12 protein-coding genes and 3 pseudogenes are annotated in these 26,676 nt (G+C 63.2%); all 15 read right to left on the reverse strand.

Annotation, left to right across the window (positions count from 1 at the left end):
- Positions 1-106: 106 nt before the first annotated feature.
- The 15 genes and pseudogenes from GXP39_08640 to GXP39_08710 all read right to left on the reverse strand — a co-directional run bounded on the left by GXP39_08640 (position 107) and on the right by GXP39_08710 (position 26,501).
- The gene (locus GXP39_08640; protein NOZ28105.1) at positions 107-691 is read right to left on the reverse strand and encodes a type 1 glutamine amidotransferase; all 585 of its coding nucleotides are present in this window, start codon (positions 689-691) and stop codon (positions 107-109) included.
- 51 nt (positions 692-742) lie between these two features.
- A complete protein-coding gene (locus tag GXP39_08645; protein ID NOZ28106.1) occupies positions 743-2,077 on the reverse strand; it encodes an alpha-glucosidase/alpha-galactosidase in 1,335 nt (444 codons plus the stop codon).
- Positions 2,078-2,220: 143 nt separating this feature from the next.
- On the reverse strand, positions 2,221-6,486 hold the full coding sequence (locus tag GXP39_08650) for a VWA domain-containing protein (GenBank protein NOZ28107.1): 4,266 nt from the start codon (positions 6,484-6,486) through the stop codon (positions 2,221-2,223).
- A 154-nt stretch (positions 6,487-6,640) separates the two neighbouring features.
- Positions 6,641-7,672, reverse strand: a complete 1,032-nt coding sequence (locus GXP39_08655; protein NOZ28108.1) for a zinc-binding dehydrogenase — start codon at positions 7,670-7,672, stop codon at positions 6,641-6,643.
- A 98-nt stretch (positions 7,673-7,770) separates the two neighbouring features.
- Positions 7,771-9,027 carry a Gfo/Idh/MocA family oxidoreductase gene (locus GXP39_08660; protein NOZ28109.1) on the reverse strand — a complete coding sequence of 419 codons (1,257 nt, stop codon included), beginning with the start codon at positions 9,025-9,027 and terminating at the stop codon, positions 7,771-7,773.
- A gap of 126 nt (positions 9,028-9,153) precedes the next feature.
- A pseudogene (locus GXP39_08665) lies at positions 9,154-10,189 on the reverse strand (Gfo/Idh/MocA family oxidoreductase).
- Positions 10,190-10,506: 317 nt separating this feature from the next.
- Positions 10,507-11,967: a glycoside hydrolase family 5 protein gene (locus GXP39_08670; protein NOZ28110.1), complete on the reverse strand. Its 1,461-nt coding sequence runs from the start codon at positions 11,965-11,967 to the stop codon at positions 10,507-10,509.
- Positions 11,968-12,206: 239 nt separating this feature from the next.
- A complete protein-coding gene (locus GXP39_08675; GenBank protein ID NOZ28111.1) occupies positions 12,207-13,034 on the reverse strand; it encodes a glycerophosphodiester phosphodiesterase in 828 nt (275 codons plus the stop codon).
- 270 nt (positions 13,035-13,304) lie between these two features.
- Entirely contained in the window at positions 13,305-14,621 is a 1,317-nt protein-coding gene (locus GXP39_08680) for an ABC transporter substrate-binding protein (protein ID NOZ28112.1), read from the reverse strand.
- 191 nt (positions 14,622-14,812) lie between these two features.
- Positions 14,813-15,664, reverse strand: coding sequence for a carbohydrate ABC transporter permease (locus GXP39_08685; protein NOZ28113.1), 852 nt, complete (start codon positions 15,662-15,664; stop codon positions 14,813-14,815).
- A gap of 38 nt (positions 15,665-15,702) precedes the next feature.
- Complete coding sequence (locus GXP39_08690; protein NOZ28114.1) at positions 15,703-16,644, reverse strand: sugar ABC transporter permease; 942 nt, start codon at positions 16,642-16,644, stop codon at positions 15,703-15,705.
- An 838-nt stretch (positions 16,645-17,482) separates the two neighbouring features.
- On the reverse strand, positions 17,483-20,317 hold the full coding sequence (locus GXP39_08695; protein ID NOZ28115.1) for a hypothetical protein: 2,835 nt from the start codon (positions 20,315-20,317) through the stop codon (positions 17,483-17,485).
- Between the two features lie 338 nt (positions 20,318-20,655).
- Complete coding sequence (locus tag GXP39_08700) at positions 20,656-22,773, reverse strand: DUF4091 domain-containing protein (GenBank protein ID NOZ28116.1); 2,118 nt, start codon at positions 22,771-22,773, stop codon at positions 20,656-20,658.
- A gap of 2,309 nt (positions 22,774-25,082) precedes the next feature.
- Positions 25,083-26,300 (reverse strand): annotated as a pseudogene (locus GXP39_08705) (DNRLRE domain-containing protein).
- A gap of 18 nt (positions 26,301-26,318) precedes the next feature.
- Positions 26,319-26,501, reverse strand: a pseudogene (locus GXP39_08710) (hypothetical protein).
- Between the last annotated feature and the right edge of the window lie 175 nt (positions 26,502-26,676).

The raw sequence follows: 26,676 nt of genomic DNA on the forward strand, positions 1-26,676 counted from the left end.
CTGTCCCCTGAGAAGGCCCGGCAAGCCTCCCCCCTCCCGCATCCCTCGGAGGACCAAAAAAGGCGGGCTTGAACGGCCCGCCTCTTCCATACATCGCCCGCCCGGACTACTCCGACAGCGCTTTGATGATCTCCTGGCAGAACTCCGGCAGGTCGTCCGGGACCCGGCCGGTGATCACGTTGCCATCTCGCACGGCCGGGACGTCCACCCACTCCGCCCCGGCGTTGATCGAGTCGTCCCGCACGGCCGCATATCCGGTGGCCCGCCTTCCCTTCAGGATCCCCGCCGAGATCAGCACCCAGGGCCCATGGCAGATGGCGGCGATGATCTTGCCCTGCTCATGGCACGCACGCACCAGGTTTAACGTGGGCTCGTGCAGCCGCAACACGTCCGGCGAGTATCCGCCGGGGAAGAGCAGGCAGTCAACCTCGTCAGCACGCACCTCGTCGATCCCTTTGATGATATATCGCCGCCCTTCCGACATAACCGGGATGGGCACGGTATGGCCGAAGCGACCCGTCACGGGCTTGCAATCGACCTGCGGACGGGGATGCAGACCCTCGTTCACCGGCACAACGGCGACCTCTGCCCCTTCCTCACTCAATCGCAGGATGGGGTACAGCAGCTCGATGTCCTCGAACTCGTTGGCCACGATGATGACGACCTTCTTCCCAGAGAGCTTTCCCGCCATTTGAACCTCCTCTCAGCCTCCGATCTTTCATCTCCGCTCTCCGCCGCCACGTTATGGGAACTGCGGCAGCCACTGCGCCTGCGCCTCGAACATCTCGTCCACCATGGCCCGGATCTGCGGCAGCGTGCACACGGCCGCGGTCAACGGGTCCAACATCACCGCGTGGACGATGGCCTCTCGATCGCCGGTCAGGGCCCCCTGCACCGCCAACTCCTGCACGTTGATCATGCAGCGGTTCAGCCCGGCCAGTTGCGAGGGCAGGTCGCCCACGTAGCACGGCCGGATGCCGTTGCCATCCACCAGACAGGGCACCTCCACGCAGCATCCCTCCGGCAGGTTCGTGATGAGCCCCGTGTTGGGCACGTTGCCGTGGATCACCGTCGGCCGGTTGGTCACCATGGCCTCGACGATGTACGAGCCGTACTCGTGGGTGCGCTCCGTGGGCAACGGCCGCTCGCCTGCGATCTGCTCCTTCACGTCGTCCAGGTACGTGGGCAACAGCTCGACGCAGTGGTCGTAGTAGCCGCCCGTACGCCCCCATCGGAACCAGTGATCGGCCTCCGACTTGAAACGCGGCGAGAGCTCCTCGTCCACCATCCTCTCGCTCTTGCGGAAATAGGGCACGTACTCCGAGGCGTGGCCGCTGGACTCGGTGACGAAGTAACCGAACTGCTGCATCAGCTCGATGCGCACCGGTTCCTCCCCCTGCCGCTCCGGATCCTCGGCGGCCTTGCGGATCAGCGGATAGGCATCCTCGCCCCGCCACCTGAACTCCAGGATCCATGCCTGATGATTGATCCCGGCACACTTGTACGTGACCTCCTCGTACGGCGCGCCGATCCAGCGAGCCAACATCTCCGTGGTGCCCTGCACGCTGTGACAGAGCCCCACATGAGGCCGGCCACTCCCCTCGGCGAAGGCCCAGCAGTTGATGGACATGGGGTTGGAGTAATTGATGAGCAGCGCATCCGGCCGGCACAGCTCGTCCATCTCCCGGGCGATGTCCAGCAGGACGGGGATGGTGCGCAGGCCCCGAAAGACGCCGCCCGGCCCCAACGTATCCCCCACACACTGGCCCACGCCGTACTTCCTGGGGATCTCGATGTCCAGTCTGTACGCGTCCAGCCCTCCCACCTGGATGGTGATGATCACGAAGTCGGCGCCCTGGATGGCCTCCCGGCGATCCAGCGTGGCCTCCACCCGGGCGGGTAATTTCCGCTCGTCGATCATCCGCTGCACCAGGTCCCGGGCCAGCCCCAACCGCACGGGATCGATGTCCATCAGGCTGATGGTGCTGTCCTGCAGCGCGGGGACCAGCAGGATATCGCTGGTCAGATTGCGCGTGAACACGACGCTCCCCGCCCCGATGATTGTGATCTTGGGCATACCAGCCTCCTCCTTCGCCCTTGGCCAGATATGACGACCGACGGATGCCCCCGATCACCGCCGATTCCTATCCACGGCCTCGCGAGGACTCCGGGCCGGAGGGAAAACGCCCGGCCCGGAGTCCCTTATCTCCACACGCGGGACTACATGCCCGCCAGATAGCGGGCGATGTTGATGAACAGATGTCGCCCATCCTCCGTCATACTCGACGGGCCCGCCTTGAATCCCCACAGCAGGAAGCGACCCGCCTGCTGCACGATGTTGTAGTGCGTCTCGTTCCCGGGCTCCCGGCCGATCAGCGTGATGTCCTTAGACGGCCGTGGGATATAGATCCCGATATGGCCCGTCTTCTCGTACACCTCAGCCAAGCGGCCCTTGCCCAGAGGAATGGCATAAGGGCTATGCCACACCTGATGCGCGGCGTCCACGGCCAGCGTGCGGCGCTCGCCTCCATGCCAGCCGTTGGGGAAGCCGATGGTCAGCTGGGCCTTGCCGAAGAAGGCGTATCCCCCCTCGCCCACGCCCAACACCGGGATCCTGTACTCCAAAAGCGTATTGACCATGTCCTGGGTTCCCCACTCACGGCCCTCCCCTGTGTCCGGCCCGATCACGATCAGGCTGTACCTCCTCCACAAGGTCTTGAAGATGGCATCCCCCTGTGGGATCAGGTCGACGACGAAGGCGTCGGACTCCAGCAGCTGTTTGTACGCTTTGGCCGTGGCCAGGTCCTCCCGCCAGATGTAGGCCGCTCGCGGCCGCACATAGAAGCTCCCCGTGCGATACCGCTCGAAGCGCTCCCCTTGGTTGTTCACGCCTCGCGCCGCGGCCTTGACCACGTAAGCCCCCGGCTGCTGCGCTTGAGTGAACAGGTTCCCATAAACGCCATCCTTCGGCTTGCCATCCCCATGCGCGCCGTCATCATACAGCCGCAGCACCTCGATCAGGTCCGCATCCGGCCCCTGTACGAGCGCCGTCACCTCCGCCCCGATGATCGGCTTGCGGTCGGTCAGGACGACCAGGATCGGGATGGGGACCCCGGTGCTCATCTCGCTCGCCGGCACGCCAAAGGCCAGATGCATCGTCGTCGGCGACCAGGCGGAGAGCATGAACAGGTAGTTCGACACCTTCTCCTGAGCGGTCAGGGTCACCACCCAAACCCCCGGCTTGGGGCGCCGGATCCGATACTGATCGTGGGTGGCATCCGTCTGATGGGTCATGTCCGGGTACCCCGGCTTCACCAGATCCCCATCTGGATCTTGAAGTTCCATGGTGACTGGCAGCCGATCGCTGTCCCAGTTGACGGTGAAGATCGCCTCTGGCACCCCCTTCTCCACCGTCACCTCAAAGGTCTCCCTCCCGATGAGCGTCCCCGTCCGCTCCCACAACCGCTGCTGATGCCCGATCTGCTCGGCGATGGACTTGTAGATATCGGCCAAACGGTTGGGAAGCGTGCTGGGTATCTCCGGCACGAGCGGCGCCTCCGGCGACGATGCCACCGTTGCGCCTGATGCCGATGAAGGCAAGACGTCCGTCCCCGCCGCGTAGAAGGTGCCGCCCGTCTGCCCGGCGATGGACGAGAGCAACGTCTCGTCCGCATCATAACCCAGCGCGACCGTGTGCACCACGACGCGAGAGGGGACGATCACCCCGCTCACCGACGAATCGGACCAGTAAGGCGCCACGTTCTCCATACCGTCGCTCAGCAGCACCATGGCCCAGTCATGATCGCTCTGCCCCTTGCTGCTGAGCTCGTTGTAGCCAGCCTGCGCCCCCTGCCCCAGGGCGGTCGACCCGCTGGCCGAGAGGCCATTCACCGCCGTCTTCGCCGCGTTCCACTCCGGATCACCGGTGATCGTGGTCAACGCGTAGTTGACGCCGGCCGAGGAGGCGAAGGAGGCGACACCGATCATGTCTCCCACATTGGCGTGATCAATGAAGGCACGCGCCGCGTTCTTGGCCGCGTCTATCTTGTCGTAATCATTCATGCTGCCCGACCGGTCGATGATCAGCACCTGGTCGGCCCGCAGCTTGGGCAGATAGTAGACCGCCCGGGTCTCCGTGTCGCTCTGCGATCCCTGTAAGGTCACCTTCAGATCGTAGTAGTCGGCCGATGACTGCGTCGGCGGGCTCACCACCAGGAAGTGCGTATCCGCGACCCGGTACACAGCCACGACGGTGCCCGTCCGGCCGCCGATCTCGACGTCGAAATCACCGGGCGTGTAGGTCACCGGCGAGGCGGGCGGGGTGGCCGTCTTCACCTGGACCAGGATCTTATCCGGGCTATCGTGAGCGCCCGCGTTGGTGGGACTCGCCTGCGTGGGCTGGAGGATTTCAAACTGCGGGACGCAATCCTGGTGGCTGGCCGCGTTGAAGTTGTCCGTCTCGCCCAGCGCCGCCTCGTACTTCCCGTTGTAGTTGGTGTCCTCGCAGCCGTCCACGGAGCCGTCGTCGTCGTTGTCAGGGTCCACCTCCTTGCGCAGCCCGTCTCCGTCCATGTCGGCGTTGCGCAGGTTGTAGGCGCCGGCATTGGTGAAGATGTACTCCCGAAGGTCCGCCTTGTCCGGCACCCAGTCCCCATCGCTATCGGGCGAGGTAGGACTCGTGTGGAAGCGATTGCTCTCGTCGAAGTCCACGATGCCGTCACCGTCGGTGTCCGCGGAGAGGGATGCCTCATCGGAGCGGACCGAGGCGCCCGCCGGCGGCACGTGATACTCGGTGACGTTCCATGTATTCCAGGAGACCCACGACGCCGTCCCCGTCCAGGGGTCGACGCGATGGGCCAGGTTGCCGTTGGTGTCATATCCGTCCATGACAACGCTATGCGAATCGCCGTTCTCGACGATGAGGATAGGCCGGCCGGCGTCGATCCAGTTCCGGACCTGGTTGAAGCTCGGTTTGCCGCGACTCGACGTAGGCGCCGTGCCGTTGAGCGCCCAGCCGAAGACGCAATCGCCGGTGCCCCAGGAGCCGGATTCACACGGCCACAGCCCGGTGCCATGACCCAGATCATCTTCCGGCGCGCCGCCTCCGAAGTGGAAGTAGGAGATGCGATCCTGGCTAAGATGGCCGCCGAAGTAGTCCACGATCATGGAGATGGCGGCACGCGTACAGTACATGTCATCGTGCGGCTCGCCGCGCACTGCGTTGCCGTTCCCGACCGTCCAGTCGCCGTCGTCCTCATGCGCCGAATCCCAGCGGTGCTGTCCCGTCTCGTCATGCCCATCCAGACAGATCATGCGGGAGTCCTTGTGCTGAAGCTGAGGCGTGACGCCGAGCACGACCTGGTCGGATGGCGCGGCGGAGGCGACCACGGTGATGAAGGTGACCTGTCCCGTGGCGGACCACCCGCTCTCGCTGCCATCGCTACGCCGGGCCTTGACCCGATAGTAGAAGGTCCCATCGGGGAGCGGCGTGGTCGGTTTGTACCAGGAGACGCTCACATTCACGGCGAGCTCGGGCGATCCGAAGTTCGGGTCGTCATCCACCTCCAGGCGGTAGCCGACCGCGTCGGGCACGTTGGACCAGCCGAAGGTGATCTGATGATCGGTGGTGGCGATGCCATCGGGTGGGTTGCGGAAGTAGGGGGCCGGGGCGGGGTTCTCGTCCCCGGGCGACGTCTGTGAGGGAGCATAGATGACCCAAGCCTCCGGCGAGTGGAGTATCTCGCCGGGGTAGACGCCGATGGAGCCGCCCTGGGTGAGCACATCGCCGCCGGGGATTTGCTCCGTAGGGCCAGCATAGCCTTCAACAGGCCACAGGCCGGCCTCCAGGGCATCAGCCGCCTCCTCACCCGGATCGCCGCCGTAGGCGACGAAGTCGACCAGCGTATCGGGTGTGTGGCTGCTGCCGGTATACAGCGCGACCTGATCGGCGCTATCCTCGAAGATATCGACCAGGCCAGAAGGTGTGTGTAGCACGGCCTTGCCGTCGCTAAAGTTGTAATCATCTGCGCCGGGGCCGGCGCCATCGAAGTAGATGAGCACGAAGGCCCCCTGAGGGACCGGCGGGAGAGCGTCGGGGATGGTGTAGCTGTGCCCATCCTGATCGCTGATCTGCCAGCCGCTGATATCCAAAGCGGTGCGGAGAGGGGATCCAACGCCCCGGGAGGATCGCACCGATCCAGCGCTGGCGCCACCCGACGCGGCGTTCAGAAACCGTGGGAAGAAGATGTCATAGGACACCCGTGGGCGATACAGCTCGACCCATTCATGCTGCCCGGACGACGGGTTCGGAGCGACCTCGTTGATGCGGATCAGAGGCACGTCATCCGGTGTCCGCAGCGAAGCGGCTGCTGAAACTGAGGTGGGGGATACCAGGCTGATAGAGCCCGCACTCGCCACGCTGACCCACAGCAACGCGGCGATGATGGCGAAGATACCGCCTGCCATCCGTAAACGTTGGCCACTCATCACAAAACCTCCTTAGCGCGCGTTTCATGGACTTACGCTGCCGACACCGACTGAAAGCGCGATGCCAGAGCCGTTACCGGCCGCGTGGGGTGATTCCAACCGCCACCCGGCCGCACGGGGGAGATCGCAACCACCGCTTTCAGACATGATGTGATCAACTCGCCCAATCTCGTCCGCTGGGATGGATCAGCGCTTTCACATCCCGCTTGGCCCGTAGATTGGCGAAGGCCGTCTCCCACTCCTCCAGCGCGTAATGGTTCGTGATCATGGGGTCCAGATCGAAGACGCCACGATCCAGCAGATCGATGGCGTGTTCCCAGGTCTCCGAACCATTCCAGCTCCAACTGCCCCGGATATCGAGCTGTCCCAGGCTCACCTGATCCAGATTCACCGTGACCTCGCGGCCCCACAGGCTGATGAAGACGACCACCCCCTTGCCGCCGGGGCCCTCGTACGCCTTGCGGGCGCAGTCGATGGCATGCTGGACGCCCTTCTCGCTAGCCGAGCACTCCAGCACGAACTCGGCGCCCTTCCCGCCGGTGACCTCCATGACGGTCTTCTCCGGCCCCTCCTCCGAGTAGAGGATGTAATCGGCGCCGACCTGCCTGCCGATCTCCAGCCGCTTCTGGTCGCTCTTGAGTCCGATCAGGAACACCCGTCGAGCGCCACATACCTTGGCGTACTGCACGGCCATGATGCCCATGGGGCCAGGGCCGACCACCACCACGTCATCGCCCACCTTGACCTGCGCCCGCTCCTGGATCAGGTGATGCGTGGCGACGATGGGCTCGGCCAGGCAGGCGTGATCCAGCGAGACGTGATCGGGCACCCGATAGATCACGTGCTCCGGCACCTGCATGTACGGCGCATAGGCGCCGTCGATAGTAACGCCCAGCCACTGGCCCTCGCCACACTCAATATCGGCCACGATCTTGTCACCTTCCTTGACGCGGGTGACCTCCCGGCCCACCTTGTAAGCGATGCCGGAGAACTCATGTCCCAACGTCACCGGCGCCCGATAGAAGTGGCGATCCTCCTGGATCAACAGGTCGCTGCCGCAGACGCCCGCGGCGTAGACCTTCATGAGCACGTCCTTGGGGCCGATCTCCGGAACCGGCACCTCGCACAGCTCCACGTGCCCCACACCACTAGCCGTCTTTCGCAGAGCCTTCATCGTCGCTGCCATGGTCACCACCTGACGCACTTGCTACGCAGTATATCTCACGCACTACGCAATACGCATTACGGATCACGTATTACGTGTTGCGTATTGCGTGTTGCGTGTTACGTGTTGCGTATTGCGTAATGCTCGTTAATCTCTTCCTGGTACGCCTCCACCTCGCCCGACAGCACATCCTCCAGCGTGACGCGTTGCCCCAGCGTCGCCGATTCCAGCAGGGCGAAGGCACATGCCAGGTCGCGCAGCCCCTCCTCGCCGCTGGTCTCCGGATCGCGCCCCTCCTCGATGGCCCGCAGCCAGTCGAGCTGCTGGATGGCGAAGGAATCGGTCAGGCCCAGGGGGAAGAACTGCTCCCGCTCCTCGGGCGTCATCTCCGTCTCGAACCGATCCAGAAGCGACTCGCGCCGCCCATCATCATAGATCAGCTCGCCGCCCTTGATGCACCCCTCGCTGCCGTAGAAAGCGGGCGTGCCGGGGATCTCCAACGGCTCGCCCCGCATGGCCCATGACCAGAGCATCTGGGCCAACGCGCCGGCTTCGAACCCGACCACGGCCAGATAAGTGTCATCCACGTCGGCCTCCACGGCCTCGATCACCTCTCCGGCCGCGTTCCGGCGGTACCGCACGGGCTCGAAGGTGCGCGTCACGGCGCTGACCCACGCCACCTCGCCAAAGGCGTAGCGGAGGATGTGGAAATGATGCACGCCGATATCGACTGACCCGCCGCCGCCCGCCTCCAGCTTGCGATGACGCCACGGCGTATCCGCCACGACGCGATCAGGCGACCACAGCCCGCCCAGCGACCCGATCACGGCCATCTGCGGGCGGCCGATCAACCCCTTCCGCACGGCCCAGCCCACCGCCCGGGTGAACCGCCCTTGGCGGGCGTTCTCGAACACGCCCAACGTCAGCCCTCGCTCTCGCGCCATGTCCACTAGAAGCCGACCGGCCCGCACAGAGATGGCCAGCGGCTTCTGGGTCAACAGATGCTTGCCCGCGGCCAGCGCCGCCTCGCCCACCTGATGATGCATAGACAGCGTGGTGAAATCGTTCACCGCGTCCACCGGCGCCCGCTCGATCATCTCCCGGTAGTCGGTGTAGATTTGAACATCCACATCGTCCTGGAAGTCGCTCAGGTAGGTGTGCGGCGCCGCCAGGGGATCGCCCGTCTCCGGGGGAAGCACCGGCGGCCGCGGCGGCGGACCCTCGCCTCGACGGAGGAACATGCGAGCGTCCTCCTCTCGCCGGGCCACCAGCGCCGTGATGCGGAAGTTGTCGATCCCTCGCTCCCGAAGAGCCTTATACCCCTGCAAATGCGCATTCAGAATACGTCCACATCCCACGATGCCGATGCGGATCATAGGCACGCTCCTCCCTCATTACGCAATACGGAATACGGAATACGAGATATTGCGTATTGTGTGGTGCGTATTGCGTGGTGCGTATTGCGTGGTGCGTATTGCGTGTTGCGTGTTGCGTATTGCGTGTTATGCATATGTTGGCGGTAGCGGCAGGGATACGACGGACCCGCTGGCCACCGAGATCAGCCCCGCCTCCAGGATCTCCTGAGCATCACGGCCCACCTCGGCGCTACACAGCCCCTCGATGGGAGCGCCCTCGATGATGTGGCTGAGGAAGTACGCCGCGCATCTCCTCCGGCGGCTGCGGCACGTCGATCTCGATGCCGTCGTCGTGCTCACGGGTGGCCAGCAGCACCCGACCGCCGGGCTCCCGCTCCACCACCAGGGTGCCCTCGCTGCCGTAGATCACCGTCACATACGAGGTGAGATGGCCGATCTGCGTCCAGGACGCCTCGCTGATGGCCAGGGCTCGCGGCCACTGCATGATGATCACGGCGTTATCATCGAGGGTGATGTAATCCTTCTGCAATCGGCCGGCGACGCCGACCACCCGGCTGGGCTGCCCCAACAGATGCCGGGCCAGCGCCGCCCCGTAGCAGCAGTAGTCCATGAGCGCGCCGGCGCCGTTGAGATCGACATCATAGAGCCAATTGTAGAAATACGGCGAGCATCCCAGCTCCTTGGGCCCGGCATGGGCCGCCCGATACTTCACCTCGAACAGCTGGCCGATTTCGCCCGCCTGGGCCATGCCCATCGCCCGCTGCAGGGCGGGGAACCAGGCAAACGGCCAGTTGACCATCAACAGCGTTCCCGCCGACCGGGCGGCCGCCAGCATGCGGTCGGCCCCATCGAGATCGGCGGCCATGGGCTTCTCCACCATCGCGTGGAGCCCTCGCCCGGCCGCCATCTCCACGAGCTCAACCGAAGTGGCGTTGTCAGCGTACACATACACCGCATCCAGCGCCACCTGATCCAGCATCACCTCGTACGACTCGAACGTCCGCGGACAGCCATACTCCGACTCAGCCTTCTCCCGGAGCGCCGGCTCGGGATCGGCCGCCGCCACCAGCTCGCCCAGGGGAGAGGCGTTCAGATCCCGCAAGTTCCCCCAGACGTGATCGTGGGTCATCCCCAACACTCCCACCCGCAATTTCTCAGCCACAGTCGCCTCCTTGTTTCGCTAAGAGCGCATCTGAAAATCTACCGGCAAGGTGCCTGAGAGTCTCCCTCAGCCATCAGCTCCACAGGGGAAGGTGTGGAAGGGACCTCCCCTCCACGGAAGCTTCACCCTCCCGGCCTGCACCTGCCTTCCTCGGCCTTTCCACAGGGATTTGAGCCGAGGCCGAGCAAGTCGAAGGCGGGAGAAGAGCTTCTTCCGGAGAGGCTTCCCCCCTCCGGGGCCTCCCCACACACGTTTCCTCAGCATAGACCCCAATATATAGACACGCGCCGCCATACCACCACTAGATATTGAACACACTAAGGATGGGGCGTTCCACTCCATTGCGACGGGCGGATCTCATTATACCCCCAGTATTTGAGGATCACATCCATCAGGTCGCTGGAAGGGACGTCGGCGTGGTGGCCGGGGTCGGGGCCATGCCGGAAGTTAAAGGCATCCACCTCCTCCGCCCACGGTCTCCACGAAGGATCCCACACCCACAGCGCGTGGTTCAGCCCTCGCCGTTCGAGCAACCCCATCTGATCGTCCATGAAGGTGGCCGCGCCGGGTTCCCAGCGCATGATGCCGAACTCATTCACCGCCACCTGGACGCCGTGGGTGTTCGTGAACGTGTCGATCGTCGAGAGCAGGCCATCCAGCCAGTCCCGATCCACCCGCTCGGGCTCGCCATCCCAATCGGCATCAAACGTCCCCGGATACGTGTTCGTAAGGGGGGGCTCCTGGTGGGTGTAAACGAACGGCTCGTACTGATGCACCGTATAGATGGTGCGCCGGTCCCCTGTGGGCTGCAGATAAGGCAGCCACTCGATGGCGCTGTAGCTCATGGCGCCGATCAGGATGGGCGTATCGGGATCCACCTGGCGGATAGCGGCCACGATGCGGGGGTAGAGCTGATTCCAGTCATACAGCGTCCCCCCATACTTCGCATAAAACTCCTCGGGGTCCCAGATGTTCAGCGCGTCGTGGATGGCATCGCTGCCCACCTCGTTGGAGTTCGGCTCGACCATCAGGTCATAGCCGACGACGATGGGATTGTCCTTATAACGCTGGGCCGTATAACGCCACATGGCCACCCAGGCGTCCTGCGCCTCCTGGTCCTGCCACATGGAATCGTTGAGGTAGCTGGCGTCATACCAGGTCCCCACATCCTCCAAACAGCAGACGCTGAACTCCGCCCGTCCGGGCCCGGTCCGAAACGAGATGACGGCGAACATGTCCGCCCGGGCGATCATGGAGAGCAGGCGGTCCAGGTTGGCCTGGACGCCCGGGTCCACGGTATAAGGCGGCTTCTCGGTGAACAGGCCCGGATGGGAGATATTCACGTAGTTGGCGCCCAGTGCGGCCAGCCGATCGAAATCCGCCTGGATGTAAGGCGGGCCGACGGGACCCGGCCCCATGAACTCCAGGCCATCCAGCTCCGGATAGACCCGGCGCTGGTAGATGTTCGCACCGCGCAGATGGGTACCCCCCACCCACAAGCTCCACTTGTCCCACCCCGGCCGGACGGTAGGAGACGGCCCCGGTGTAGGGGTGGGCGCAAGCGTCGGGGACGGCGTGGCGGTGGGCCGCAGTTCGCCCACGAGAAGCAGAGGAAGGGTGATGCGTCGTCCCCCTGGGGTGGCGGCCGGCCCCTCCCCGGTGGAGTACAGGACCACGGGCGAGAGCCCCACGCGATCCCGATCGCCGGCGCTTTCGCCGGGCACGGCACATCCCAGGGATAGGCCGATCACCAGGACCAGCGCCAGCCCCAGAAACATCCTCCAATCACATGATCGGCGCATCGCTCCCCCGTATGACGTCGCCATCCTCGCCCAATGGGCCACCTGACAGCCACGATCATCGCCTAAAGAGCGTATCTGAAAGCTCACCGGCAATATGCCTGGGACCATCCCTCAACTGCGTGCCCATAGGTCGAAGGCGGGAGAAGGGCTTTTTCCGGAGAGACTTCGCCCCTCCGGGCCTCCCCATAGCCTCATGGCAGGAGCAACAGGATTCCTTAGACGCGCTCTAAAAGGCGCACCAGGATCTGTGGGTAGTTGGTAATGATGCCGTGTACGCCCGTGTTGATCAACGCTTTCATCGTCAGCTCGTCATCCACCGTCCAGACGTTGAAGACAACCCCCTGCTCTCGCAACTCCGCCAGCCGTTCATAACTCCAGGCCGTGACCTTCGGGTTGCAAGCATCCGCCCCCAGCGCCGCCAGATACGCCGGGAGATCGCGAATGGGTTTGCTGGTGATCGCCTGCGTGGGAATACGAGCGTTCAGCTCCTTGACCATCCTCAGGTAATCGTGCTCGAAGGACGAGATAACGACCTGCCGGCCGTCATCCATGCCCAGCTCCTCGATCAGGGCGACGGCCTTCTCCACGATCACCCGGCCGAGCTCGTCGGTGGGCTGCCGCTTGAGCTCAACATTCACTCGCCAATCATGCTCGCGGGTAAACTCCAACGCCTGACGCAAGGTGGGCGCCCGCTCTCCGATGTATGCGTCCATATCGGCCCGGGAGACGTTTCCCGCCTCGATCTGCCCAAAGGGATCCCGTCTGTTGAACCAGGAGCCGCAGTCCAACCTCTGGATCTCCTCCAGCGTGAACTCCCACACCTGCCAGGGCGAGCGTCCGGGGAAGACCATCTCCGCATTGCAGGTGCGCTTTAACGTATCATCGTGCATCAAGATGAGCTCGCCGTCGGCGGTGACGGAGACGTCCAGCTCCCACAGGTCAGCGCCGATTTCCCACGCCTTGCGAGCCGCAGCCAGGGTGTTCTCCGGAGCCAGGCTGCTCGCACCCCGGTGAGCGATCACCAATGGTGGAGGGATATCCATAGGCTTTTCCTCTCCCGTCACCTGTGATGACGACGAACAGGCCGCCAACGCAACGCTTCCCAGCAAGATCATCACGAACCATAACCGATATCTCACAACCAAGCAACCTCCTGTGCACACGGATAGCAAACGGCATAAGCACTGCGAAGAGGTAAGGACAAGCCTTACCTCTTCGCATCAGGAGACCCGCATAGCATCTTACGCCCGATCAGGGCGGGACGACCGTCTCACTCCTCCCGAGGCCCGCCTCCTCTCGCCTCCATCACGACATTACTTGAATGTCTCCTCGTACTCGACCCGCAACTCCTCCGCGGCCTCCGCCATCACCTGTGGCGCGGGGATACCGCCCACCAGCAGCTTCTCCACCGCCTGGCGCAAGATCTCCGTGCCCCTAGGCAGTGAGATCACGCTGGCCTGCGGCCGGGCATACTTGAGCTGTTCCAGAGCCACCTTGCGCTCCGGATACTTCTCAAAGTACTCCACCATGGGCGGATACTCGAGAGTTGCCTGGCTGGTCGGCAGATATCCCGTCTGCTCAACCACGTAGTAGTTGCTCTCCGGGCTCACCATGAACTTCATGAACTCCCACGCCGCCTTCTGCTTCGCCGCGTCCTTGGAGATCATGGCGATGACCGAGCCACCCACCGGGACCATCCGCCGCACCTGCTTCGGGATCATCCCGGCGCCCACCTCGAAGTCCGCCTTCCGCATGAGGCCGGACATGCTGCCGGTGGAGGCGAAGACCATGCCCACCCGGCGGTTCAAGAAGTCGCCGTGAGAGCCGCCCTCGTCGATGCCCGGCTTCGCTGTCTTGTCCTTGAACACCAGGTCCTGCCAGAATTGAGCCGCCGCCACCGCCTCGGGCTCCTCCAGCAGGATGTTGAAGTCCTCATCCGACACCTCGCCGCCAAAGGAATAGATGGCCGCCTGGAAGTACCAGTGAGCCGAGGTACGTCCCATCGTGAAAGAGACGCCCTGGCGGACGATCTGGCCATCTTCCTCCTTGGTCAGGACCTTGCTGAACTCTCGGAACTCGTCCCAGGTGTCGGGCACCCGATCGGGCAATCCCACTTCCTTGAACATGTCCCGGTTATAGTACAGCAGGGGTGTGCTGCGCATGAGGGGCAACGCGTAGAGCTTCTCCTGATAGTAGCAGTCCGAGATCAGGCCGGACAGCATGTTGTCGATATCCAAGCCCGTATCCGGATCCGCCACGAAGTCGTCCAGGGGGACTAAGACGCCATCCTTGGCGAACAGAACGACGAAGGGCGAGTCCAACAGCACCACATCGGGCACCTCGTTGGCCGCCAGCGCAGCCTGCAACTTCTGCACCAGCTCACCGTACGCACCCTGGAACTGAACGTCGACCTCTACCTCGTTCTGCGATTCGTTGAATCGTCGGACCAACTCATCCTGGGCCTCTCCCTTGGCCCCGGTCAGGCTGCGCCAGTAGACGATCTTCACCGGCCCCTTGGGAGCGGCAGGCGCCTGAGGCGCCGCAGGCATCCCCGCGCAGGCCACCAACATGCTGGCCATCGCCACGATCACGGTCAACACAATGACCCGGGTGACAGTCCGTCGGTTCACATCGACCTCCTTGTCATCTCTTCTGGGTATCTACCCGATCACCGAACGCCCTCGGAGCCGGGCACCTCGTCTGGATCCGGTCATCGCCATCTCGGACAGATGCTACCTGATCCCCACAGAGAACACGCATAGAACCTTTCCCAAGGCACCTCCTTATCCACCCTCGTTTACATACACCATGGCGCACGACTTTATCCTTTGACCGCCCCCACGGCGATCCCCTCGATCAGCTGCTTCTGGGCCAGGAAGAACACCAACAGCACGGGGATCAGGACGAACAGGGAGGCCGCCATGAGATGTTCTGGACCGATCTGATATTCGGCGTTCCGCACCATCACCAGGCCGACGGGCAGCGGGCGCATATTTTGCGTGTTGGTGATGATGAGCGGCCACAGATACTCGTTCCACTTGGCGATGAACAGATAGAGCGCCAGCGTCGCCACCACCGGGCGGGCCATGGGCAGGGCCACGTAGAATAGCGTGCGCAGATGGCTCGCCCCATCTATCTTCGCCGCGTCGAAGATCTCCGCCGACATAGACAAAAACGCCTGTCGAAGCAGAAAGGCGCCGAACACGCTGGAGATGTGTGGGACCACGATCCCCGGGTAGGAGTTGATCCATCCCAGATGCTTCAGAGTCACGTAATTCGGGACCAGTGCCAGCTGGGCGGGGATCATCATCGCCGCCAGGACGACCATGAAGAGGGCATCCCGGAAGGGGAACTCGATCCGGGCGAATGCATAGGCCGAAAGGGTGGCGATGAGCACCTCCAATACCACGCCCGATACCGTGATGATGATGCTGTTCAGGTAAAAGCGCCCAAACGGAGCCGCCTGCCACGCGGTGACGAAATTATCCCATCGCAACGTCTTCGGCAGCCAGATCGGTGGGAAGATATACACCTCATTCGAGCTCTTCAACGCCGTGGTCACCATCCAGAAGAAAGGCAACCCGATGATAATGGACACGGCGATCAGGATCACGTGCGAGGCGACCGCCTTCAGACCTCGATACAGCACGGCAGTGGTATGCGCAGAGAACATGTTGAGGCTCCTCACGACATCCCCCCTCTCGCCATCCTCTAGTAATGGACCCAGCGGCGGGAGAGCCGAACCTGGAACACCGTGATGAGGAGGATCACGATGAAGAAGACGACGGCCAACGCCGACGCATATCCCGTCTTAAACCAGCGGAACGCGTTCTGATAGAGGTAGTATACATAGACGTTGGAACTGTTCATGGGACCGCCCCCCGTCATCACGGCCACGATGTCGAAGGCCTTGAAGGCGCCGATGATCGACGTAACGAGCAGGAAGAAGGTCGTGGGCGAGAGGAGCGGGAAGGTGATGTTCCAGAACAGTCGCCAGCCGGAAGCCCCGTCCACATGGGCCGCCTCGTAGAGATCTCTGGGGATCCCCTGCAGCCCGGCCAGGAAGATCACCATGTCATAGCCCATCCCACTCCAAATGGAGACGATGATGATGGCCGGCATCGTCCAGCGGACATCGCTGAGCCAGTGCGGCGACGACAACCCTACCAGGTTCAACGGGACCCGCAGCAGCCCGTAAAACGGATCGAAGATCCACGACCAGACCATGGCCACGGCCACGCTGGTGGTAAACGTGGGCGAGAAGATGATCGCCCGATACACCGAGCGCCCGGTCAGGCGCTGGTTGAGCAGGAGCGCCAGCCCCAGGGCGAGAGCCAGCTTCACAAAGACCGTTCCACCGGCCAGATAGAGCGTGTTGCGCGATACCTGCCAGAAGACATCATCTTGAATCATCTTGGCGTAGTTGTTCAGCCCCACAAACTTCTTGGTGGGAGCGATCATGTTCCATTTATGGAGGCTGAGATAGAAGCTATACACCAAGGGCCAAAAGGTGAAGACGCCAAAGAGGATGAAATTGGGAGCGATGAACGCCAGAAACGTCAGATACTCCCGTCTGCGCCGTGGGGGCACACCGGATAACCCAGGAATGAGAGCCGCCACTCGATGTGGGAGCAATGCCTGTACAGACCTCATGCATCCGTTCTCCTTGCCACAGGGGTTCATGAATGGCCAAGATCCGCCAAGGAGCTCCATGCCACAATGACACAAAGAGGGTAGTCAAAGGCATAGCCTCTGACTACCCTCGCTGTGCTTTACGCAAGCAACAAGCCTCTTCTCTCCCTATCTCTACAAACCAGACGCTCCCTCTGCCCGGCCGGCTACAATCATTACGATCTCGAGACTTGCCATGTCGATGCGATCTCATGAGCCGCCCCAACCTCCCCATCCAAGCGAAGACCACAGCAACCGGGAGCAACGTGGGGGTTCCTCAACAGCCGTATCGAGCACCTCTCTCAGAGTGTGTCTGAAAAGTGCGATAGGAACCACCAAGGCACTAAGATCCTAAGATAAAAAGAAGGCAAGAATGCGCTATGGGAAGCTTACGAGTGTAAGAAGAAGCCTCAATACGCTCCTTTTGATACACCCCTTGGTGCCTTAGTGGCTTCGTGGTGTATTTCTCAGACAGCCCTCAGAGGAAGGTTCCCCGAGCAGAGTAATAAAAAGTCCGGTTGCTGACCAACCGGGCCACCGAACCATAGAGCCGTACCTGACGCCTATGTCAAGAGTGAGCCCTAGTCAGGGAGAACACATCCCCAACGCTTCCTTTGTCCACTCCATTCTAGTATGAATTCACACCTCCTGTCAAGGCTTTTCTCCACGGGATATGCCGCGAAACAACCCACGATCCCCATCACAAGCTCGAAGGGTGGTGCGGAGGGAGGCCCCTCCACACCACCCTTCCCTCTTCCGCCTGGAACCGGCCCTCTCCCGGCCTGATCCGGCCGGACAGGGCCGGGCGAGAGCTGATCGCCTACGGCAATCTGCGCGCTTCCAGGTCGTCGTACGTCGCCGTCGCTCGGAACAGCATCACCCCAAACCGGCCGTTTCCGTATGTGCTATCCACCGCCGTCAGTCGCTTCACCCCATCCAGGTAAGCCTCGATCTTGTTACCCCGCACGACGACCTTAACCCGATAGGGATGGTTCCGCTGCACGGACATGGAGTAGCTGGCCAGGACCTGATACGGCGGACGCTTGCTGATCTTGAACACACCGTCCACGGCATCCAGGATCACATCATAGGAGGACGTGCCATCCGCGGAGGATCGGAAGGTCAGCCCAACGGCATTGCCGCTGACCAGGTTCACGGTGCCCTCGTAGATAAAGTTGGTCCCCCCCTCCGAGCGCATATTCCAGGCGTTGCCCGCCCCGTACTGCCCGCGCATCCGTCCCCCCGAGACCGTCCACGTTCCATGGTTCGATTTCCACCCGATCAACGCGCCGCCGCTGAAGTCGTCAGAGAAGATGAGCGGAAGCGGGTAGTTCTTCAAAATCAATGGGAAGTAGAGCCGATAGCCACCGCCGACGCGAGTGGGCGTCGGTGTGGGGATGGTCGTGGGCGTCGGCGTCACCTCGGGCGTCAGCACGATGCGCACCGACTCGTGGTCGACATCATAGGCGTGAAGCCCCTGCTGATCGGTCGCCAAGGCCTCCAGAGTGTTGATGGTGGGATCGCAGCCCGCGCCGGCTTTGGCCTGGAATTCCACCCCAGGCCAAACCTGCAGCCATCCCCCGGGCGGCATCGATGGCCAGAGGGCGGTGTAATTGCTCCAATCCAGTCGCCCGTCGTCGGTGGGATCATCCGGATGGAAGGGCGATCCCGGCGGCCACCCGGTGGACACAAAGCTCAGGCAGGAAGTGTCATAGGTATCGATCAGGGACACGGTAGTGAAGGTCGTTGTGCCTGTGTTGGCAAGCACGAAGCTGAACCGGACCGTATCGCCCGGATACGCTACACCGCTGGTCGGCTGATAGAGGACCTTCTCGATGTCGACGGCCGGCCCCGGCTCCGTCAGGATCCCCACCCGGGCGCAGTGCTGAGATGTCCCATGCTCCGGGCTCTCCGCATAGCGATACCAGGCCCGGATGCAGTTCAGCGTCGGCTGACCGGGCGAGGTAGGCGCCTTCGCGTGGAAGCTGACGATGAACGTCTCCGTCTGGCCGGGCATCAGCGGATGGCCGAAGCCCTTGGGCGGTGACGACGTCAGATCCGACCAGTCCAGAACGCCGTCATCGGCCGGATCGTCGGGATCGTAATCGGCGCCTGTGAAGGAGAGGTAGGCCGTGTCATAAGTATCCCGCAGTCGCAGGCTGGTGATCGGCTCCGTGCCGACATTGGTCAAGCGAATCTCGAAGCGCACAGTATCGCTGACCACCGCCGTTCCGCTGACCGGCTGGATCAACCTCTTGGAGATCTGCAGATCCACATCCGGGTCCTGGACGCGCACGTAGTCGCACGCATTGTCTTTCACCTGCGTCTTTCCCGCCTCCCCGGCGACGAGGACACAATTGTCGCCGACGCCGGGCTGCTTCGCCCGCAGGCGCACGGTGACCGTGAAACTGTCACCTGGTGCGAGGGCGTGCCCAAAACCGATAGGGGGCGGAGCGGTGAGGTCGGCCCAGTGTAAGATGCCCTGGCCAGGAAGCGCGGCCAGGTGCGTTGGATGAGGAGTGGCCGATACATAGCTCAGAAAATGGTCATCAAACGTGTCCGTCAGGGTCACCGGGGACAGGGGAGCATTCCCGATGTTCTTGATCTCGATCTCGAAGGTCACGAGATCCCCGGTCTGCGCCACGCGATTCGACGGGCTCACAATCTGCTTGCGCACGGCGATCGCCGGCCTGTCGCAAGGCCCCACCAAGGTGTTCAGGAAGGTTATGTTGTTCGTCAGATCGGGATCTGGGGTCTTGGAGCTTGCCAAAGCCTCATTGCGGATGAATCCGCAGGCATCCTGATCAACCTGGACGTAGAGATCAATGAGATAGGCGCTGTTCGGCGATATCCAGGTAGGGATATCGCAACGTACCACGTCATGGGGGGGACGACTGGCGATCTGAGTGCAGATGAGCGGGGGATCGGAGCCTGTAAACTGCACCTCAGATGGCAGGGTGTCGGTGACGACGGGATGATCGATGCTCTCGGAGGAGCTCTTGTTATAGAGCTTTAGCTCATAGTAAAATTTCGCTCCCGGCGCGATCGGCTCTGATTGTGAGGATGATTTAGTCAGTTCTAGATCGGCCAGTTGAGGGGAAGAGGTGCCGATAGGTGTCGGTGTGGGAGTGAACGTGGATACCGGCGTAGGAGTCGGCGTGGCCGTTGACGTCAGCGGGGAGGTAGATGTCGGCGTAGGGGTTGGCGTCTCGGTAGCTTCACGACGATCCCAGAACTTATTGCCTGTAAGCGTCAGTCCATCGAGTGGTTGGGTATACTGGATCCAGTTGGCATCGATCACGCTGCCGCCGACCGTGCTCGCCCCCATGGAAGTATACCCTGGTGGATCGGTTTCCACGATGTTGTAGTACTCACACGTCTCACGCACTTCCAGCCCATACCATCCCGTAGCGCTGGTAACCGTACTCCGCAGGAAAGTGCCCTTCTCCCACGCATTGTTCGAGCAGTACAGGCTCACCGTTACACCCTGAATCGGCGAGCTGAGAGGCGGCTCCTCGCCCACATTCCCGTCATAGACTCGACCCTCCAGAACGTATTGAGCGGGAGCCACCGGATCCGAACTTGCCGCGGCAGGACTCCTGCCCAAAGCGAGCCACCCCGTAGCACCCACCAACACGACTCCGAACAGCAACATCAGGAAGCTCAACCGCCTCCGGATGGAACAACATTCTCCCCACATAGCTTCCACCTCCGTAGCACGAGTCCAGATGGAATTCGATGGCTGGCCCCAGGGTCTCCCCACGCGAAAACATACCACAAGGGTGGCTACAGAATGTCTACAGGATGCCCGGCGAGCTCAGAATCTGCCTTTCTCGGCCCTTCCCGAAGAACTCAGGCCGAGGCCAGGCAGGTCGAGGGCAAAAGAAGGGCTTTTTTCCGGAGGGGCTCCGCCCCTCCGAGCCTCCCCACAGCAGAAGCAACGACATTCTTCAGACACACTCTCAGTCCGGCAGTGCAGGATGGTGGTCTCCCTCACCCCCCCTCGATGATGTCCGCCAGCTCCGCCCGCGCCGCCTCCCACACATCCGGATCGATGGGCCAACTGATATCCGTGCGAACCCATGTGGGATCGCTTGGGTCCGATACCCCATACTCCCATAGCACCTTGGGGATCATGCGATCCACGATCTGGCGCGTGCGGACGGGATCCACCTGAGCTGCCAGGGTGAGATAGTCCACGTCTTGGATGCCGCGGCGCCACAGCTTCAAACGCAAAGAGGCAAAGGGCCCAAAGACGCCATAGCTTTCGGCGGGGAAGCGGGTGTCGGTCCCCGGGTAGAACAGCACCCCATCGCCGTTGGTATAGTTCCAACCCGCTCTCCCGAGCGAGGAATCATCCCGATCGTAGCAGCCAAAGGTCTGCGCCTGTCGGAAGACGTTGGTCTGGCTGCGAGGATCACGAGAGCCGTAGCACTGAAAGTTGACGTAGTAGGTGGACTCCCAGTAGAACCAGCGATCGATCCCCTTCTTGTAGTGGCCCCAGGCCAGCTCGCGCAGCGCCACCCCTTCGTCCTCCGTGGCGAAGGAGCCGGAGGCTGGCCGGCTGCCGTTGTACATGAAAAACCGTTTGCCGGGGGTGGCGCGCAGCGTCGCCAGGGCCTTGTCCCACTCCGAGGTGATGCCGAAGTCCGCCCCGCTGGCCGGGATATCCAGGCTGGGCACATGGGCTATCGCGTCGGGCAGGGGCAGGGTGGCCAGCGACATGAGCCGCCGACCGGGGCCGGGGTTCTCATCCATCCACCGGGCCCACCGCTCGGTCTGGGCGTAGTCATCCGATTCGTCAATGAGATAGAGGAAGACATCGGTAGGCGTGGCGAACGCCTGCTCCTCGAACCAGACGACCCACGGATCGGTGTTCGCCCACATATCCTCTCGGGTGCCATCCCGCCACGCCCATCCCCCGTAGGTGCCGATGGAGTAGACGCCGTTTCCCACCCCGACGCCGGGTCCGTCATATCCCCGGGCGGGCGTGAACAGATCGCCGCTCAGCCGGTCCGTCCACGCGTCCCCCATCCGGGCGATCTCCGTGTCCCCGCCGTCGATGAGGGAGATCTTGTGACGATGGGCGAGCAGGAAATGTCGATCGGCCAACCGAAGGGATCGCGTGTAGACCTCCGTGCCAGGATCAGGATAGGCCACCCCCAGGTAACGATCGTTGATGTTCTCGAAGCTGTAGAAGACCATCGTGCGGGCGGAGGGGAGATCGGGCAGGGTGAAGTCTCGCACGCGCAGACGCACAGGGACACGCCAGGTGGCAACGCCTCCCTCGGCGATGGTGAGCGTGCCGGTGTACACCCCGGCGGGGGCCGTCTTGGGGATATAGATGTCCCCCCAGATGGCCTGGTTGGTGCCCACCGGGATGGTGAAGGGAGTGTGAAGCTCCAGGGGCACGGCGATCTCGGGATAGAACTGATCGTGGCAGGGCCGGTCCTGCCAGGTGCCGGTGCCGATGCCATTCTCATCATAGGGGCGACGACATCGCTTCGGGATGTGGCGCTCATCGTAGTCATCATAGGCCAGATCCACGCTCAGGCCCCTAATCTGAAGATAGCGCACGTAGAACAGCTCGATGTTGCGCCCCACATAGTTGAACAGATCCTCCCGGATGGCCGATCGGGTGGCGATGCGGGCGCCGCCGGGCCCGTCCAACGAGGTCAGGGCCACGGTGACGTCTCTGGCCTCGGCGGTAGGGGCCTCCAGGATCAGGTTGAACGACACCACCTCGTTGCGAGCGCCGAAGAGGGAGATGGTGCGGCCGTCCCACACGGAGTTGCGCACCGAATCGGGGTCGTTCGTGGCGCGCAGCTCACCACGCCAGACTTTGTCACCGCCCTCGTTGGCCCAGACGTGGGCGATGTGTCCGGGTGCAACGGGCGTCAAGGCGGGGGTAGGTGTGGGGCCCGGGGCGGATCCATCGCCTCGCAAGATCCAGGGCAGGTAACGGTGCGTGCCCGTTCCCTGCCCCCCATGGGCGATCACGCCGGGAAGGCTCCCCCCGACATCGCCTGCCGACCGGGCCATGGCGAGAACGCCAAACGACAGGACCCACACGACGATGAAAGCCCCAATAACGCCGCCCCATCCCCTCACTCCAACCTCCGGAAACCTTCAGGGATGCACCACACCTAATGCACTACACGAAAAGAGGGGACCTTCCCCGGCCGCCTACTCCAAACACGCCCGGTACATGATGGAAAGCCCAAGCGACAGGGCAGATTTTCATATCCGCCCCCTCGAGTCGGGCGGCTATGGCAAGCCGCTTCCTTGTGATATCCATTGCCTGGGCGGATAGAGGCGGCTCATGAATCGCCTCTACCCGCTTCGCAACGCTAACGTCGGAGGAACACCGGCATGTAGGTCGGATACCGCACGGAGACCCGCACGCTGGCGGTGGCCCGCATGCCGTCCTGATCGACGGCGGTCAGCGTGATGCGGTGCTCGCCCGCCGAGAGCGTAGCCATCACCTCCCCGCCGGTGCCCAGGGCGCCATCCCGATCCGATGCCCAGCTCAACGAGGCATCGGTCAGGGGCCCGTCCTCCGGGTCGTACGCGTAGCCCTCAAACATCACCGGCTGCCCCGGGCGCAGGAAGCCGCCCTCGGATGGCCAGCTGATCTCCACCTGTGGCGGCTTGCGCGCCACGCTGAACGTCCCATCCGAGACATCCTGCGCCGTCAGCAGCCCATCGCTGGCCACCACGCGCACCATCGCCTGAGCGCTCCCGGCCAACAGCGCCGAATCGAATCTGAAGCGGGTCCCCTCCAGGTCGGTGGCCAGGGTCGTCCAGGTCTCGCCGCCATCCGCACTGACCTGCACCAGGAAGCGTAACGGATCCCCGTCCTCGTCGCCAGCCTCCCAGACGATCTCTCGCGTGCCGCCCTCCCAGGTCTCGCCGCCGTTGGGCGAGAGGACGCGCACGTACGGCGGATGCGCGCTTACCTCTCGGGAAGCCAGCACACGATCCTCACACCGCACCTCGACCCGCGCCAGATCCGGGTGATCGGGCACCAGCTCGTAGATGGTCTGGTACTCATCCTCGCCCTCGACCGGATCGGTGTCCGCCCTTGGGGTGAAGGGGTACTCGGCCAGCAGCCGGTTCCCGGCGTCCCACAGCACGATCGCGCAGGAACCTCCCGTCGGCTGCTCGGGGGCGGGCAAGGTCATCCGATAGAGGGGATCCAGCTCCGCCTGTCCGGTCGTCTTGTTGATCACCCCGCTGACCAGCAGGACCTCCTGCGGCGCGGCCGCCCGGGCCGGGAGCAGCGGGAACTGAGCGATGCGAGCCCGCAATCCATTGTAGGTGAAGGTCGAGATCCACTGCGGATCACAGTAAGTCATGACGTCATAGTACGTGTTATAAGGGTAAACCTGCAAGCTCTGAATGTCCATCCCATATTCGCCGATCATGCCGTGCGCATAGGGATACGGTTTCCCTCCCTTAGCGTCGCAGAACTCGGCGTGATAGCGATTCAGGCAATGCCCCAACTCATGCCCGGCCAGCGCCCCCGTCCACTCATCCCCACGAACGCTATTGATCCAGACATTGGCTGGAAACACGACCCCTGCCGCCTCGCTGCTAGGAATGCCATTCGCCTTACCAACGACATGGGTGCCTTTACAGCTATACTCGTAGTGATAAGGCACCATCCCATAGTACAGCGTGTTGGCTCCCAGCGTGGTCGTAGAAGTAGTTCGCAGCTTTGCGATCTGATTGTCCAGCTTCGCCCAGCCGCCGCTACCGCACAAGTCAGCAGGTTTCACAGGAAGCGTCAGCGTAACCGGATGTCGCGCGGTGACCACGTTGGGGACCGGATACGCCCGCCGCAGCCAGCTGCGGATGTTATTCATGGCGTTTGCGTCCGGCATGCGCACGGTCTTCCCCAGCTTGTACGTGACGGGCACGAAGACCACGCGCAGCGGCGGCATCTGCAGGAAATTCACGATCCGGGTCTCCTGCAGCTCGCCAATGGCCGAGAAGGATACACCCGGGGGTGGGAATATACGTATGAGCATCCCGCCCGATCCCGTAGCATACTTCGCGGGGATCACGAAGTTCAGGGAATGGCTGAACACCCTCCGCTGAGGGTTGGAGCGGACCGTCACGGTGCTCAGGGGGTAGAAGATGCTCCCTCCCGCCCCGTAGGGATAGCGTATCTCGCCGCCCACGTTCGGGATATCCCCCTTGCCATCGGCCACCCGCAGGTGGACGCGCACGACGGCCGTCTTGCCGGCGATGAGGGGAACCCCAAACCCATTGGCCCACTGGATGGCCTGGGTGATCTCCACGCCGGTGACCTGCACATGTCGGCTGATGGGGGGCGTCGTGGGCGTCGGGGTCGGTGTGGGCGTCGGCGTGGGCGTCGGTGTGGGCGTCTGGAAGGAGCTGCTCGTCACCACACGGACCACCAGGAGCGGGGCATGCCCTCCCTCCCGGCTGGAGAAGCCTCGGCCCCACGCGCTCCCCTCCTCCGGGCCGACCACCGCCACACCGTAGTTCGGCACGCTGCCATCGATCCACCCTTGCACCAACGTCGTGATATCCCAGCTCTTGTACCCGGTGGACTTGTCCACATAATGGGTGGCGGCGGGGACGGAGTGATAACTCGGTTGGTTGCTCCACGTGATGTTCGGGTACCAGGGCGGCGCCTCCCGCCACGAGCTCCGCACTCGATGCACCGAGATACACACCTTCTCCCGGCCTCCTGACTGCTCCAGATACAGGTTCAGCGAGGCCTGGGTCACCACGGCGTCCTTGGGGATATAGGAGAGATCGAAGCGGATGAACGTCCGGCTGCGAGAGGGATCAGGACCGCTGCTAAATCCCGTGAGCAAGACCGGCGCCTTACCGAAGTTGCCCGTCGGTGCCTGCGCGCTCACGTAGGCGTCGGCGCTCGCGTCGCGGATGAGCTGCTCCCCGAGCACGGGACGGGCGAAGATGTCGTTCCCTGCCAACTCGCCGGGCGGTGGCTGCTCGAACTGCAGCCAGCCCTGATTCGTCGCATATCCCCCGCTATCCGACTGGGCGCCGATGACGTGGATATCGTCGCCGCGCACGATCAGGTTGTAGTAGGGCGCATCCTCCTCCGCCGGGGTGGTGTACGGGATAGTGAACCGACCCAAATCGTCGGTCTCGACCTCGGCCACCAGGATCCCTTCCTCGCACGAGATGTTCGCCTTGAAGAGGCCCACAGGGACCCGAGGCCAGGGCCGATTTCTCTCGCCGGGCTCGCTGCGATACACGTATCCGACGAAGACCCGCTCGACCGTGTCCTTCAGCTCCACGACGAAGTCGTTGTCCGCATAGTCCCCCGGCGGGGGATCCTGAAACCGAATCCATCCCTGATCCGTAGACTGGCCGCCGCTGCCGGAGACCGCCTCCAACACCCGGTAGCGTGGATCCGCGATCACGATGTGCCAGTACTCGTAGTCCTGCAAGGCGACGGTCCCGCCGCCACCATCGGAGGTCAAGCTGTACGTCCCGTCCTCTCCCGATCGGGCGCTGGTCAGCAACGTCCCCATCTCCTCCGGGTTAGCGGAGCCATACAATGCCACCAACACGCCCTCGGCCGGTATGGGCTCCGGAAACGACGGGTCGGTTAGGGTGTTCACGCGGCCCATGAACCGCCATGGAAGCGTCGAGGCGGTCGCGCTCGGCGTGGGGGTAGGCGTATCCGTCGGCAGCGTCGTCCCGGTGGGTGTGGGGGTGGGCGTGGGAGTTGGGGCGCCGGTCGGCGTGGAGGTGGGAGTGGGGGTAGCCGTCGGGACGGGGGTGGGCGTGGGCGTCCAGGTCGGGCTCGGCGTCGCCGTCGGCGTATCCGTCGCCGGAGCCAGATCCCAGAACTTGTTGCCCGTCAGCGTCTTGCCATCCAGGGGGAGGTCATATCGGATCCAGTTCGCGTCTACGACATCTCCGCCGACGCTGGTGGCCCCATTGGAGGTGTAGCCCGGCGGATCCGTCTCAACGATATGGTAGTACTCGCACACGTCGCCATCG

The organism is Chloroflexota bacterium, from assembly GCA_013152435.1.
GTDB lineage: Bacteria > Chloroflexota > Anaerolineae > DUEN01 > DUEN01 > DUEN01.

Bases quoted from the DNA above. Each gene is read 5' to 3' on its own strand.
- GXP39_08645 (NOZ28106.1), bottom strand. From the start codon at position 2,077: ATGCCCAAGATCACAATCATCGGGGCGGGGAGCGTCGTGTTCACGCGC.
- GXP39_08640 (NOZ28105.1), bottom strand. From the start codon at position 691: ATGGCGGGAAAGCTCTCTGGGAAGAAGGTCGTCATCATCGTGGCCAAC.
- GXP39_08675 (NOZ28111.1), bottom strand. From the start codon at position 13,034: ATGGATATCCCTCCACCATTGGTGATCGCTCACCGGGGTGCGAGCAGC.
- GXP39_08690 (NOZ28114.1), bottom strand. From the start codon at position 16,644: ATGAGGTCTGTACAGGCATTGCTCCCACATCGAGTGGCGGCTCTCATT.
- GXP39_08660 (NOZ28109.1), bottom strand. From the start codon at position 9,027: ATGATCCGCATCGGCATCGTGGGATGTGGACGTATTCTGAATGCGCAT.
- GXP39_08695 (NOZ28115.1), bottom strand. From the start codon at position 20,317: ATGTTGCTGTTCGGAGTCGTGTTGGTGGGTGCTACGGGGTGGCTCGCT.
- GXP39_08650 (NOZ28107.1), bottom strand. From the start codon at position 6,486: ATGAGTGGCCAACGTTTACGGATGGCAGGCGGTATCTTCGCCATCATC.
- GXP39_08670 (NOZ28110.1), bottom strand. From the start codon at position 11,967: ATGTTTCTGGGGCTGGCGCTGGTCCTGGTGATCGGCCTATCCCTGGGA.
- GXP39_08685 (NOZ28113.1), bottom strand. From the start codon at position 15,664: ATGTTCTCTGCGCATACCACTGCCGTGCTGTATCGAGGTCTGAAGGCG.
- GXP39_08655 (NOZ28108.1), bottom strand. From the start codon at position 7,672: ATGGCAGCGACGATGAAGGCTCTGCGAAAGACGGCTAGTGGTGTGGGG.